Here is a 14600-nt window from a genome sequence, read left to right as displayed (position 1 = left end):
TTATAGAGTGAAACCTATAAATTCTTATATTTTAAAATAACCCCGCAAAGTGAGGCGTTGGCTTCGAAGGCTACTCAGAACCTTTGCGGGGACCCCGAAATCTTAAGAAAGCCGGGTGTGTGTGAGGGATGGCGACAAAACGCTTTAAATTCGGCACCATCGTCAATGATATTCCGCTAAGCTACAAGTTCTATCTCATCTACATTGTGGGTGTGCTCCTGCCGATTATGGTGCTCAATCTGGTATTCCTGGAGCGGATTACGGATCTCATCAAATCGAGGGAACAGCAGAATCTGGAGATTTCCATGGAACGGGCGCGGAAGGACATTCATGATTTTATTGAAGGCGGGGTCTCTGTCGGCTACACGCTGGCTGCGGATAAGAACCTGTACGAGATGCTGGACCGCACCTATACGGACTCTATCGAGTTCTACAGCATGTTCAACGAACAGCTTAGAGACCGGATGAACAGCTATATGCCTGTCAATAATCAGCTGGAACGAATTAGTGTATACACGAACAACCAGACGGTTGTATCCGGGGGCAATTATCAGGTAATGACCGATAAAGTATGGTTAAGTGACTGGTACCAGCAGGCGAAGAAAGCGACTACCCAAATATATGTTGCTGCTTACCGGACGACGGAGAACAAGAATCTGGCCTCGTCCACCCCTACGCTCAGCATCATCGAGACCATGGACAATTACCGTAATTTGAACAACTATGAGAAGGTGCTGCGGATTGATCTGGACATCAGTGAGATCTATGACATTATCGTCCGGGAACGGGATTACCTGAGCCTGTATTTGATCAATGGCGAGAACAAGATTGTGATGTCAGCGGACAGCGGCTATCAGCACGTTACGGATAATCCCTATCCGGTATTTGATCAGTGGGGCGATAGCCAGGACGAGAGCGAGGGGGTGAGGGTGATGGCTGTAGGGACGGCGAATTATCTCAAAGGCTGGCGGATTGTCGGAATTACGCAGGGGGAGCGGATCTCCCAGGCGGTTCTCGATATCCGGCTGTACGCAGCGGGCCTGGCGACCACGCTTACCGTGTTGACCAGCATATTCATCTACATCATGCTGCGCTCCTATAATTACCGGGTGAAACGCCTGGCCCGGCACATGCAGAAGGTGACGAACGAGAAGTTCGAGCTGATTGCCATCGATGAGGGCCGGGATGAGATCGGCGGGCTAATTCACAATTTTAACCGGATGACCTCCAGAATTCACTCCCTGATCAATGACGTGTACAAGCTGGAGATCCAGAGCAAGAACCTGGAGATGGAGCGCGTCAGGGCGGAGCTGAATTTCCTGCAGAGCCAGATGAACCCCCACTTCCTGTTCAACACGCTGAATGCGATTCTGGTGGTTTGCACCAAGAACAAATATAACGATGTCACTGATATTATAAAAAGCTTGTCGAAGCTGCTGCGCAGACTGCTCAGCTGGAAGGAGGATCTGGTGTCGGTGCGCGAGGAGATCGCATTTATCGACATGTATCTGAGGATTGAGAAATTCAGGTTCAGGGATAAATTCGATTATACCTTTGAGATCGATGAGCAGTCCCTGGACTATAAAATACCGAAGCTGAGCATGCAGCCGCTGGTCGAGAATTCCTGCAAGCACGGCCTGCAGACGATTGAGGGGCTGGGGGTAATCAAGGTGGCTGCGGCCGTGCTGGATAACAGGCTGCAGATTACAGTATCCGACAATGGTAAGGGCATGGAGCCGGAGAAGCTGAAGGAGCTGATGTTCGCGGTCCGCAAGGAGGATTACTCGGGGACCCACATCGGGATTCGCAATGTATACCGCAGGCTGGAGCTGAATTACGCAGATCAGGTGCGCTTCGAGATATCCAGTACGCCGGATCAGGGAACCGTAGTGACCTTTGGCATTCCCCTGAAGCTGCTTGAGCAGAATTATTCCCTGGAAAGAGAGGTATAGATCATGACATATAAAGTACTATTAATCGACGACGAGCCAAGTGCCCTGGAGGGTATGGAGATGTGGATCGATTGGCAGGAGTTGGGCTTCGAGCTGTGCGGAACCTGCGGCAACGGCCGGGAGGGGCTGCAGATGATGAAGCAGCTTCAGCCGGATCTGGTCATTACCGATATCCATATGCCGCTGATGAATGGTCTGGAGATGATCGGGGAGTGGCGGCAGGAGGGGATGGATTCAACTAAGTTCGTCATATTGAGCGGCTACAGTGAGTTCGAATATGCCCGCACAGCCATCAGCTACGGAATCAATCACTATCTGCTGAAGCCGGTCTTCCCGGAGGAGGCTACCGAGGAGCTGCGGGAGATCCGCCTGGAGCTGGAGCAGGAGGCGAACCGCAGAAGAATCCATGAGACCGCTTCCGGGGAAGAGGCGGCAACCTTAATCAAGGGGCTGTTATATGGCAAAAAGGAAGAACCCGAGCTTATGGAATGGCTGGAGACTCTGCCCGGCTTCAAGGAGAGCCCTTCCTGGAATGTTTGCCTGATCCGGACGGTCCCGGAGCTGTATACAGAGGTGAGGAGCCGCACAGTCTCCCTGCTGGCCGGATATAAAGCATTGATAACGATTGATTTGGAGACGGGATTGCTCGGGATCGTGTACGGGATGACGGCAGGCAGCAGGGACGCTGGCGGAATAGCTGAAGTGCTTGATACCCTGCTGCGCGAATACGGAGGAGGGAATATCCATATCGCGCTGGGAGCCCCGGAGGACTCCTTGTTGTCCATAGAGGGAAGTTATGGCCGGGCCAAAGAGACATTGCTGCATTTCTTTTACGAGCCGGAGCAGGCAGGGGTGCTGGCTTACAGCGGGGTGCTGGACAAGCCCTTCAGTTATCACTATGACCATATCGGGCTGATGGATGCCTTGCTGAATTGCGTGAATCTTCTGGACGCGGACGGCTACCGCGAGGCACTGGAGGCGGCAGCCCGCAGCTTCCGGGAACAGCAGGTGGCGCCGGAGGTAGTACGCAAATTCGGAATCCACCTCATGTACCGGATCTTCGCACTCGCACCCGGGGCAGAAGCCGCAGGCGAAGAGGGCGGAGTGGCCTTGGGCGTTGAGGTATCAGAGATTCAGCAGGCGATGACCCCCCTGAGCGGGCTGCTCAGCCGCCTATGGTCCTACGGAGGGAAGGCCATAGATCTGCTGGTGCGTGAGCAGAACTATAAGTCGCATGGGATTGTCCGGGAGATCAACCAGTACATCGGGGAGCATTATCAGGAGAGCCTGAGCATTCAGAAGCTGGCTGAGATCTTCTTCCTGCATCCGGTATACCTGGGCCAATTATTGATTAAGAAGAACGGGATGACCTTCAATGAGCAGCTGCATCATCTGCGGATTCAGGCGGCGGCTGAGCTTCTGCGCGGGAGCAGGCTGAAGCTCTCAGAGATTGCCGAACGTGTCGGTTATGCCAATTACGGACAGTTTCTGAAACGGTTCGAGAAGGAGCTGCACATGGGCCCGAATGAGTACCGGAATGCCAAGTTCTAAAATTTTCGGGGGTACACCTTTAGTTCGGTCGTATTTTAGCGGTCAGTTCACCTCTATAATTTACTTGTGTAAGTGCTTACAAAATAAAGACAATACACTATGGAGGTGCTTTATGGGGGGCAAGTCGAAAGTGACGTTTAAGTATTCCCTGGTTGCTTTATTAACCCTTAGCTTCGCGTTGTCAGGCTGCGGTGGAGGAAACGATAAGAATGCTGCTGCAACTGACAAAGCTAAGGAGACAGCTGCAACGGATTCTGCTTCATCTAACACGGGAGGAAAGATTGAACCGTTCAAGGTTAGCGCATTTATCGGTGTAGCCGGGCAACAGCCGACACCGGATAACAAGATCTACAAGAAGATCAAAGAGGAGACCGGTGCCAGCTTCGATATGGAATTCTTAGCAGGTGATATTAACCAGAAGCTAGGGGTTATGATTGCAGGTCAGGATTATCCGGACCTTATGACCGGAAGCACCAAGCTGACAGCAGCAGGGGCTTATATCCCGCTTGAAGACCTGATTGAAGAGCATGCGCCGAATTTGAAAGCGCATTATGCAGACTATTGGAACATGATGAAGGACCCGAATGACGGACATATTTATATTTTGCCTAACTACGGTGTATATAACGGTAAGGTCAACAGCTCATGGTATTCAGGACCGGCCTTCTGGATTCAAAAAGCAGTGCTTAAGGAATTCAACTATCCGAAGGTTAAGACACTGGATCAGTACTTTGACCTGATTGAGCAATATAAAGCAAAATATCCGAAAATCGACGGAAGCCCGACCATCGGCTTCGAAATTCTGAACTATGACTGGAAGAACTGGGGGCTGTTCAACGCTCCGCAGCATCTGATCGGACATCCGAACGATGGCGGCGTGGTCGTGAAGGACGGCGTAGCCGAGGTATTTGCCAACAAGGATTATGCCAAGAAATACTATCAGAAGCTGAATGAGATGAACGAGAAGGGCATTATCGACAAAGAAACGTTCGTACAGAACTATGACCAGTACATGGCAAAGCTGTCCAGCGGCACCGTTCTGGGGATGTTCGACCAGCACTGGAACTTCAACGCTGCTGAGGATTCACTGACGACCCAGAATAAAATTGAACGTACTTATGTAGGTCTTCCGCTGGTATACGATGAGTCGACCAAAGACCACTACCGCGATCTTGCGGTGCTTAACCTCAACAACGGCTTCGGTATCAGCATTAATGCCAAAGATCCGGTGAAGATTATCAAGCTGCTAGACACCCTGATGGATGAGAAGTGGCAGAAGCTGTTCTCCTGGGGTGTGGAAGGCGAGGATTATATCGTTGAGAACGGCAGATTCATGAGAACCCAGGAACAGCGTGACAATGCCGCCGATGCCACATGGCAGCTGGCCAACAAGGCCAAATCATTGTTTGAATATCTGCCTAAAACCGAAGGAAGCTACAGCGACGGTAACTCCACGGATGCTGCTGCGCAGCCGGAAGAATATAAAGCAGGCCTGAAGCCGTACGATAAGGAAGTTCTGGATGCCTATGGCTTCAACTCCTACGTAGACTTCTTCAGCGATCCGCCGCCGAACCCTGTCTATTATCCTGCCTGGTCCATCGACCTGATCGAAGGCTCGGATGCCAAAATTGCCAGCACCAAGCTAAATGAGCTGCAGACCAAGTTCCTGCCGAAAGCCATTCTTGCCAAGCCGGCTGAATTCGATTCCGTATGGACCGATTATACGGAACAGATCGAGAAAGCCAATGTGAAGGCTTACGAAGACAAGATCAATGAGCAGATTAAGTGGAGAATCGAGAACTGGAGTAAATAACGTAAGGTCTGGTACCGGGTTTTAGAAGGTGGAAGGCCGCTTGACGGCCTTCCGCCTTCCATTAATTTGATGGAGTAGGAGACAACGAATATGGATGAGACCTTAGAAATAGATACTGGCGTCCGGCGTCCGAAGAAGAACAAGAGGAAAAAGCAGCCGATTACCTGGCGCGTAATTAAGAATCAGAATCAGCTGATCTGGATGTCTGTGCCTTTAATGCTCTACATTATCCTTTTTGCCTACGTTCCTGTATGGGGCTGGACCATGGCGTTCCAGAACTACAGACCGGCCAAGTCCTTCGGCGAGCAGGAATGGGTGGGACTGAAGCAGTTCAAGTTTTTGTTCACCGATGATAACTTCATTCGTGTCCTGCGCAATACTCTGGCTATGGGGGTTATCAATCTGATCCTCGGCTTCGTGACAGCCATCGTGCTGGCGCTGCTGCTTAACGAGATTAAGAAAGTATTCTGGAAAAGAACCGTGCAGACGATCTCCTATCTGCCCCATTTCCTATCATGGATAATCGTTACCGGTATTGTGGCCACCTCGCTGTCCATCAATGACGGGATTGTAAATATCGTTCTGATGAAGCTGCATCTGATTAAAGAGCCGATTCTGTGGCTTAGTGAAGGCAAGTATTTCTGGGGAATCGTAGGGGCTTCGCATGTGTGGAAGGAAGTGGGCTGGAATACCATTATCTATCTGGCCGCCATCGCTTCCATTGACCCTGCCCTGTATGAGGCGGCGGAGATTGACGGTGCGAACCGTTACAAGAAAATGATGCATGTAACCCTGCCCGGGATCAAGGCAACCATTGTTATTCTGATGATTATGTCCATAGGACATGTGCTGGAAGCAGGCTTTGAAGTTCAGTACCTGCTCGGCAACGGACTGGTAGTAGACTGGGCCGAAACGATAGATATTTTCGTGCTTAAATACGGACTTGCACAAGGGAATTATTCACTCGCAACCGCTGGCGGGATTTTCAAAACGGTGGTCAGCGTGACATTGCTGCTTATGGCTAACGGGATTTCCAAGCGGCTTGGGGAAGAGAGGTTGTTATAATGGCGGATAACCGGCAGATTACCCCTGGGCAACAAGCAGGCTTTACGGCGAAAAGAAACCTGGGCACCGGCAGACTTGAACCGTTTTTGTTCACTTCCTTCAATACGGTCTTCATGGTCTGTCTGGTGGTTGTGACTTTATATCCATTCATCAATACGATTGCTGTTTCATTTAATGAAGGAAATGATACGATCCGCGGCGGCATTTACTTATGGCCAAGACAGTGGACCTTTCAGAATTACAAGGCGATTTTTGCCACCGGAACGATTTTTGATGCTTTCCTGATCTCAGTGGCCCGTACAGTGGTTTCTACATTGCTTAATATTTTTCTGACCACCATGCTGGCTTATACCTTAAGCCGCAGGGAGTATGTATTCCGTAAGTTTATTACGGTAATCTTCGTGCTGACGATGTATTTCAGCGCAGGTCTGATCCCGAACTACTTCCTGATTAAGGACCTGGGCATGTTGAACAGCTTCTGGGTCTACGTTATTCCATCGATGATCAGTGCATTTAACATGATCGTCATCCGCACCTACATCGGTACGATACCGGAGAGTCTGATGGAATCGGCCAGAATTGACGGCGCCGGGGATTTCAAAATCTTCATGCGGGTCGTCTTCCCGCTCTGTAAACCGGTGCTCGCGACGATTGCGCTGTTCGTGGCGGTCGGAGCCTGGAATGCCTGGTTCGACGCTTTCATCTACACCTCCTCCAAGCAACATCTCAGTACACTGCAGTATGAGCTGATGAAGCTGCTGTCTTCAACGATGAACTCCAACGGGAACCCTACCGTAACCAACGGGGTGGGGATGGATCAGAATTCAGCCCGGGCAATGGTCACGCCGATCTCGATCCGGGCAGCTATCACAGTAGTCGCCTCCGTACCTATACTGCTGGTGTATCCGTTCATGCAGAAGTATTTCGTAGTGGGTCTCAATGTCGGTAGTGTGAAGGAATAAGCGTTCAGAGCAAATAGACTTGTCCATGCAAAATAGCAAAAGGGGTGCAGTCCTATCAGGGGCCGCACCCCTTTTTGTGCTAACTATCCTGCTTCCATTGAATAATCCCATAGAGCCACGAGCATCCTTATAATGCTCTGCTCTTCCAAGAACTTAGCAATCATTTTGAAATAAATGATGACACAGCGGAAGAAATACCTTATTATTTAAAGAGATTTTTAATGAAACAGATTTTAAATAATTATAGTACAATATGCCCTGAGGTTCAGAGAGTACGTTAAGGCAGTCTGTAAAGGAGGGCTTCATATTCTTTCGCTGAGTCAGGTTAGCAAGAGCTTCACTCTGAAGGATGGCCCTTATAAGGCTGTCGATCAGGTATCGCTTGAAGTGCAGGCGGGTGCCATTCACGGTATTATTGGCGCAAGCGGCGCGGGCAAATCCACGCTCCTGCGGCTGATCAATCTGCTGGAGCGGCCCGATGCAGGAATGGTTACGGTTGACGGGCAACGGCTTACGGAGCTGCCGGACAAGGAGCTGCGCCGGCAGCGGCAGAGAATCGGGATGATCTTTCAGCATTTCAATCTGATCGGCAATGCCACTGTCAGCCGGAATGTGGCGATCTCTCTTGAGCTTGCCGGAGTGCCGCGTGCAGGGCGGATGAAGCGGGTGGAGGAATGTCTGCAATTCGTCGGCCTGGCGGACAAAGCCGGGCAATATCCGGCCCAGCTCAGCGGCGGACAGCGTCAGCGGGTAGCGATTGCCCGCGCACTGGCTAACAGTCCGAAGCTGCTGCTGTGCGATGAGCCGACCTCTGCGCTTGATCCAGGCACCACGGCAGATATTCTGGAGGTGCTGCGCCATATCAATGCTTCCATGGGCGTAACGATTGTGATCGTTACCCATGAACTGGATGTCGTGCGGAGCATCTGTTCCGAGGTATCTGTCATGGAGGGCGGACGGATCGTAGATTCCTTCTCCCGTGGGGAGGGCGGCTTCCTTCCGCCGGGAACTCATTCAGGCTCCTTCCGGGAGCGGATCACCGGCAGAACGGGGGCCGCCGATGTTTGAGAGCATGCTGAAATACCAGGATCAGATGTGGCAGTCTATTGGAGAGACCTTTGTCATGGTCGGTATTTCCATAGGCGCTGCGCTGCTGCTGGGCCTTCCGCTGGGGACGCTGCTGTATTTTTGCCGCAAAGGCCAGTTATATGAGAATAGAGGACTGTCTCTAGTGCTCAATAGCATCGTCAATGTCGTCCGTTCCTTTCCGTTCCTGCTGCTGGTGGTGGCGCTGATTCCGTTCACCCGTCTGGTTGTGGGTACGGCGATCGGTACACTGGCGGCCACGGTGCCGCTGTCCATCGTTGCCATTGCGTATTACTCACGGCTGGTGGAGCAGTCCCTGCTGGAGGTTCCGCGCGGAACGATTGAGGCGGCATTGTCGATGGGGGCCTCGAAGCCGGGAATGATCTTCAAGTTTCTCTATGTAGAGGCCCGTTCAGGGCTGGTGCTGGGACTTACTGCATCTACGATCAGCTTCATTTCTTTTTCAACCGTAATGGGGGTTGTCGGCGGCGGCGGCGTGGGCGATTTCGCCATCCGTTACGGGTATCAGCGCTTCGAGACTGAAGTGATGATCTACGCCATTCTTGTGATGATTGTACTGGTGCAGCTCATTCAATTCACGGGAAGCACGATAGCCAGACTGCTCGACAAACGCTAGAATACTATACAATAATGGGGGCATAAGAGAGATCATGAAAAGAACAGGAAAAAGAATGACCACCACGTTTGCACTGGTACTGCTTGTAATGACGCTTGCACTTGCAGGCTGCGGCAACAACAAAGAAGCGGAAGAGACACCGGCGGCAACCAGCACCGGGCCTGTGAAGATCAAGGTAGCCTCGCTGATTCCGCCAATGACAGATATTCTCGATATCGTGAAGCCGATTCTGAAGGAAGAAGGCGTGGATATGGAGGTTGTCGTACTGTCCGATAACGTGCAGCCGAATGAAGCGCTGGCGAACAAAGAGGTGGACGCGAACTTCTTCCAGCATGTCCCTTACATGGAGCAGTTCAATGCCAGTAAAGGCGCAAAGCTGGTGCCCGTTCAGCCTGTGTATGATGCCATCTACGGCGGGTACTCCAAACGCTTCAAGAACATTGCCGATCTGCCGGAGGGGGCAACGCTCGTGATGGCGAATGATCCGTCCAACATTGGGCGCTCCCTGCAAATGTTCGCAGATGCCGGATTGATTACGCTGAAGGATGGCATAGGAATTCAGGCTACGCAAGCCGATATTACCGCCAATCCGAAGAACTATAAGTTCGAGGAGGTCGATCTGCTGATGCTGGCCCGGATGCTGGATGATGCGGATCTGGTAGCGATGACGCCGGCCTACGCGAGCCCGCTGGGTCTGACTCCGAAGAAGGATGCGCTGATCACCGAGCGTGAAGATTCAGCCTTCACCATTACCCTCGTTGCCCGTGAGGACAACAAGGATTCCGAGGCCATCCAGAAGCTGGCCAAGGCGATCAGCGGCCCGGAAGTGAAGAAGTTCCTGGAGGATAATTACGCGGACATTGCGCTGCCTGCTTTTAAATAGTAGATACACGGATTGACTCCTGCATCGAAGCAGATGAAAAAGCTGTCCCAAAAGCCATGAAATGGCTGCTTGGGGCAGCTTTTTATTGTGAGTGGAACTTCAATAATTCCCTAACTTACCGTAGAGCGCTAACGGGATAGGCTACCTCATATTGCGCCGCTTCAATCCAGGTGCCCGTAGTGAAATCCCGTCCCCGCACAAGCACTTTATCAGCATAGACTTCTATATAATAGCCCTGGCTGCCGTTCTTGTGTTCATCCGCATCCGTCCAGAGGTAGGCTACAGAAGCAGCATTGAACATCGTTGCTGTCTGTCCGTTGCCGGGATACATGGTATTGCCGACCTCCAGCTCCCAGTGGGTATGCCCGGTGAACAGCAGGGTCTGCGGGTGCCGCGACAGAATAGTACGCAGCTCCTGATCCTGAGTGACTCCGTACCATTCCTGAGATTCCAGTGAACCGGCTACTGTATCCTTCAGCGGCTGGTGCAGGAAGAGGAAGACGGGCTGATCCGGCAGAGATGCCTGCTCCGTGTGCGGCTGCAAATAACTGTTAGCCTCTGGTTTGTCCGGTGCGCGTTCCCCAAGCTTCCGGTCCAGCCACTGGAGCTGCCCGTCGGATAAATTGCAGAATGTCTGCAGCCCTTCCTCAGTACCCAGGAAGATGAAATGATACCCGCCGATCCAGTGATCATGATAAGGACCTGGCATGCCCATGCGGGAAGTATACATCGCAAGCCGGGATTCCCAGTGGCCGAGGCCGACGTCATGGTTGCCTAGGGTGTAACGAATCTGCGGCAGTGAAGCCTGATGCTGTTCAAGAATACGCTGGACCTCCTCGTACTCCTCCGGGAAGCCATTGTTCGTAATATCTCCAATATGCATGATGCCGCTGCTGCCTTGTGCGTGTAAGGCCAAATCCTGCAATGCCCGTCCGAAGTTCTGGTTGTACTCATGCTCGGGATCAGCCGTGACATGGGTGTCGGTAATAATCTGGAACGTCAACAGCGGTTCAGTAACGCCGGTTGTGGCGGATGTATTCATAGGCAAGCGAAGCCTCCTTGAAATATTTTCTTCGATAGATTAATGCCCCTTGGCGCTAATGTTCAATCCGACAATTCCGGCTACAATCACAGTTACCCACAGGAGGGAGGAACCCGATAGCCGCTCTTCGAAAAATAAGACCCCCGCCAGCGAAATCAAGAGGATACCCGCACCGGACCATACGGCATAAGCGACTCCAACCTTGATGGAGGTGAGTGCGATACTCAGCGAGGTGAAGCTGATCCCGTAGAACAGGAACATTAGCACAGAGGGCCAGGGCCGGGTGAGGCCATGAGACAGCTTCATGGAGACCGTTCCAGACAGCTCGAAGACAATAGCCAAGGCAAGAAATACCCAGGCCAAGGCCCCTTCGGCCTTCATCGTGCCATCCTTCGTACGCTAAGCTCCGAATAAGACGAAATCACACAATCTGCATCCGGCAAAAGAGTCCCGGCAGCCTGCATGGCTGCCGCCAGCCCGCTTCGGCCCGCATCAGCCGCTCCGTGCGCATCACCCGACCCGCTTGCAGCAGCATCTGCCGCCGCGCTAACCCGGCTCGCCGCCTGCCCGATCCCGCCCGCATGTGCGGCCGGTCCTTCCGCCGCAGCGGAAGCCGTGAGCCCGGCGGTGACTCCGCCGGCAATCCCAATAGCTGCGGCAGCGCCCGCAGCCGCAGCCATCCGCATATCTCCGTTCGTATCGCCGATCACGGCGGCTTCAGCCGGAGATACCCCCAGCCGCCCGCAGGCAAGCAGTGCCATGTCGGGGAAGGGTTTGCCCCGCTCCACCTGATCGGTGCCGATCACGGCGGTGAAATACTGGCGGATGCCCAGCCATCGCAGATGACTCTCTGCTGCCGCAGTTTCATCGGCAGTCACTACGGCCATAGGTATGCCCTGGGCTGCGCAAGCGTCCAGAAAGGGCACCAGCCCGGGGAGCGGGCGGACCGGACGGCTCTGCTCCAGCATCACATCCGCTCCATTCCGGCAGGAGTCCACCAGTTCGACCGCTTCGGCCCAGGATAGGCCAAGAGTATAGCCCTGCCAGGACAGAATGGCATACAGATCGTTCATCGTGCCCATGGCGAGCGGGCCGTTACGGTCGTAATCGGTGATCTTCCCTGCGGCATCATGTACCGTTCCCAGCAGGGAGGACCGGTGCTGCTCAGGGAAGCTCAAGCCGCGCTGTTCAAGCCCCCGGGCGAACTGGTCCAGGAAGCACTCGCCCCAGCTTCCCCAGAGAGATACGAACTGCAGCAATGTTCCATCCTTGTCGAACAGGATAGCCGATACAGGATAGTCTCCTTGCGGAGTATTAAGCTCGATCATGCAGCGTCCCCCTTCATTAATAGAAATGTATTCAGCCGTTCTATTTCAGCTTATCCAGTGCGGCCTGAGCCGTCTGTTGTGCTTCCTTCAGCGCGTCGGCTGCCGGAATATTCTCAATCTGTACCTTATCCGCAGCGATCTTCAGCGCATCGTTAATCTTGCCGCCTGTCGGGTCCTGGAAGGGAGCGGAAGCATGAGCCGCCTGCTGCAATGGAATCTTGATCTGCGGGTTGCTCTCACTGAAGGCGACGAAGGCCGGATCTTGCAGCGCTGACTGGCGGACGCTAATATATCCGGTCTGGATGGACCAGAACGCAGTATTCTCGGAGCTTGTAAAGTAGGTCAGCCATTTCATCGCTGCCTGCTTCTCGGCGTCTCCGGCTTGGGCAGGAATACCGGCCATACTCGCCCCGGCGACAGGTTTGCCTTCGCCGGCTCCGGCCCAGCCCGGTTGCTCCATAGCGGAGACGACGCTGAAATCAAGGTCGCCCTGGTCGCCGCTGGAGCCGGTGTATCCGGCCGCCTGGCCTTTCATCACATCGTCAATCGTCTTGTACCAGTACTCCCAGCCTTGCCCGCCGGAGTGGATGCGCATGATCTTGTCGTCATGAATCGACTTACGGAAGAACTCCCAGGTGTCGATCCACTCCGGGGAATCAATCGTGACCCTGGTGCCGTCCTCACTAAGAATACTGCCTCCTTTGCTGAGAGCGGCATCAATCATATTGCCGGAGCCCCACATCGGTTCCCAGCCGTAGAAGGTGGTTTTGCCGCCTTCGGAGACGGTCATCTTTTTCGCGGCCGCAGCGAGGTCTTCCCAGGTCTTAATCTGGCTGGCATCTATGCCGCTTTTCGCAAAAGCATCCTTACGGTAGTACATCACCTGGGTCGATCCATACATCGGGAGGAAATATTGCTTGCCGTCCACCTGGCCCTGATTCAGGAAGGTCTGGACGAAATCCTCTTTATTGAAGTCCGGCTGCTTGGCAATCAGCTCATCCATCGGGGCGTAATAACCCTTGCGCGCCCAAGCGATGTTGGAGGAGAGGACCACCGCCGGGACCTGCCCGGCAGCAATCGCTGCCTGAAGCTTCTGTTCGGTCTCTGTATAATCTCCCTGCACGATCCCCTTGACAACAACCTCCTGCTGGGAGGCGTTGAATTTCTGAATGAGCGATTCCATATTTTCACCCAGCTTGCCACCGAGCCCATACCAGAATTCAATCGTGACCGGTGCGCCTCCTGCCGGAGCGGCATTGGCAGCAGGGACTGCCGCGGCTGCGCCGTCCGCAGTGGATGCATTGCCGGGAGCGGCATTTCCGCCGCAAGCGGTGAGTACGGAAAGTCCGGCGATCAGGGATACTGCGGACAACCTTTTGAATACGTTCATCATCATTCTCCTCTTGGATATTGAAGTTTAGGTTTTAGCCTTTGCTTGAGCCTGCGGTCATGTTGACACTTTGCATTATCGTTTTCTGCGCTAGCAGGAAGACTAGCAGCAGCGGGGCAATCGTGAAGGCGCTGGCGGCCATGATGAGCGGCCATTTCAGTCCGTAAGCACCTCCTTCCACGAAGAAGCTGCGCAGACCGGCCGAGACCAGCTGCAGGCTGGGGTCCTTCGTAATGAGCATCGGCCAGAAGTAATTATTGTACTGGTCAATGAAGGTAATCAGCGCCAGTACGGCGAATGAGGATCTTGTGACCGGCACAAGAATCGTCCAGAGAATCCGCATATGCGAGGCACCGTCCACTTCACCGGCCTCCACCAGCTCATGCGAGACTTGAAGGAAGGCCTGTCTGATCAGGAAGATCGAAAAGATACTCACACAGTTGGAGAGAATCAGGCCCGCATAGGAGTTCAGCAAGTGCAGCTCAGAGAGGACCAGATAGCCTGGCAGGTAGACTGCCGTTGCAGGAACCATATAACCGAACAGAATCACTCCGGCAAAAACGCCCTTCAGGCGGAATTTCATATGCGTCAGCGCATAAGCCATCATCCCGGAATTGATCGTCTGCAGGAGGACAATGGAGACAGCGACAAAGATACTGTTACCCATATATCTGGCGAACGGCGCTTCGTTCCAGGCAGCGGCGAAGTTGCCCCACAGCGGAACCTCGGGCCAGAGCGTGGGCGGGGAACGCCAGATTTCATCATTAGTTTTGAGGGCACTCGTAACCATCCAGTAGAACGGGAAGGCCATCAGAAGAGCAAGGGCAGCGAAAAAAACCTGACGGACCAGCCCGCTGATACGTGAGAATATAGTCAAGCGGTTAGACCTCC

Annotated in this window: 13 protein-coding genes; 8 read left to right on the top strand and 5 right to left on the bottom strand. The window is 53.2% G+C overall.

The features are described 5' to 3' along the window. The first annotated feature begins 128 nt into the window (after positions 1-128). From NSS83_RS14190 to NSS83_RS14155, 8 genes are all read left to right on the top strand, one after another. Entirely contained in the window at positions 129-1952 is a 1824-nt protein-coding gene (locus tag NSS83_RS14190; RefSeq protein WP_341183963.1) for a histidine kinase, read from the top strand. Positions 1953-1955: 3 nt separating this feature from the next. Continuing rightward, positions 1956-3503, top strand: a complete 1548-nt coding sequence (locus tag NSS83_RS14185; protein WP_341183964.1) for a response regulator — start codon at positions 1956-1958, stop codon at positions 3501-3503. A 112-nt stretch (positions 3504-3615) separates the two neighbouring features. After that, positions 3616-5316, top strand: coding sequence for a sugar ABC transporter substrate-binding protein (locus NSS83_RS14180; protein WP_341026979.1), 1701 nt, complete (start codon positions 3616-3618; stop codon positions 5314-5316). 90 nt (positions 5317-5406) lie between these two features. Next, positions 5407-6381 (top strand): ABC transporter permease subunit, encoded by a 975-nt coding sequence (locus tag NSS83_RS14175; protein WP_076081983.1) that lies wholly within the window; start codon positions 5407-5409, stop codon positions 6379-6381. Next, positions 6381-7343 carry a carbohydrate ABC transporter permease gene (locus NSS83_RS14170; protein WP_341026976.1) on the top strand — a complete coding sequence of 321 codons (963 nt, stop codon included), beginning with the start codon at positions 6381-6383 and terminating at the stop codon, positions 7341-7343. The genes NSS83_RS14175 and NSS83_RS14170 overlap by 1 nt, the downstream gene beginning before the upstream one ends. 306 nt (positions 7344-7649) lie before the next feature. Then, complete coding sequence (locus NSS83_RS14165; protein ID WP_341028041.1) at positions 7650-8411, top strand: ATP-binding cassette domain-containing protein; 762 nt, start codon at positions 7650-7652, stop codon at positions 8409-8411. Then, entirely contained in the window at positions 8404-9066 is a 663-nt protein-coding gene (locus NSS83_RS14160) for a methionine ABC transporter permease (RefSeq protein ID WP_209994116.1), read from the top strand. Before NSS83_RS14165 ends, NSS83_RS14160 begins: the two co-directional genes overlap by 8 nt. Positions 9067-9100: 34 nt before the next feature. Continuing rightward, positions 9101-9949, top strand: coding sequence for a MetQ/NlpA family ABC transporter substrate-binding protein (locus NSS83_RS14155; protein ID WP_341026972.1), 849 nt, complete (start codon positions 9101-9103; stop codon positions 9947-9949). A gap of 115 nt (positions 9950-10064) precedes the next feature. Here NSS83_RS14155 and NSS83_RS14150 read toward each other — a convergent pair whose 3' ends face one another. Genes NSS83_RS14150 through NSS83_RS14130 form a run of 5 tightly spaced genes read right to left on the bottom strand, consistent with a single transcriptional unit; the run spans position 10065 to position 14586 of the window. Beyond that, positions 10065-10991 carry a metallophosphoesterase gene (locus tag NSS83_RS14150; RefSeq protein ID WP_341183965.1) on the bottom strand — a complete coding sequence of 309 codons (927 nt, stop codon included), beginning with the start codon at positions 10989-10991 and terminating at the stop codon, positions 10065-10067. 39 nt (positions 10992-11030) lie between these two features. Further along, on the bottom strand, positions 11031-11354 hold the full coding sequence (locus NSS83_RS14145; protein WP_341028040.1) for a multidrug efflux SMR transporter: 324 nt from the start codon (positions 11352-11354) through the stop codon (positions 11031-11033). A gap of 14 nt (positions 11355-11368) precedes the next feature. Next, complete coding sequence (locus tag NSS83_RS14140; protein ID WP_341348465.1) at positions 11369-12319, bottom strand: HAD family hydrolase; 951 nt, start codon at positions 12317-12319, stop codon at positions 11369-11371. A 40-nt stretch (positions 12320-12359) separates the two neighbouring features. Then, positions 12360-13709 carry an ABC transporter substrate-binding protein gene (locus NSS83_RS14135; RefSeq protein ID WP_341348464.1) on the bottom strand — a complete coding sequence of 450 codons (1350 nt, stop codon included), beginning with the start codon at positions 13707-13709 and terminating at the stop codon, positions 12360-12362. A gap of 34 nt (positions 13710-13743) precedes the next feature. Beyond that, positions 13744-14586: a carbohydrate ABC transporter permease gene (locus NSS83_RS14130; protein WP_341348463.1), complete on the bottom strand. Its 843-nt coding sequence runs from the start codon at positions 14584-14586 to the stop codon at positions 13744-13746. Between the last annotated feature and the right edge of the window lie 14 nt (positions 14587-14600).

Origin of the sequence: Paenibacillus sp. FSL H3-0469, from assembly GCF_038051945.1 — a bacterium.
Taxonomy (GTDB): Bacteria; Bacillota; Bacilli; order Paenibacillales; family Paenibacillaceae; genus Paenibacillus_AQ.
The sequence above is the reverse complement of the archived record's forward strand: the minus strand, read 5'-3'. Positions and strand labels throughout refer to the sequence as shown.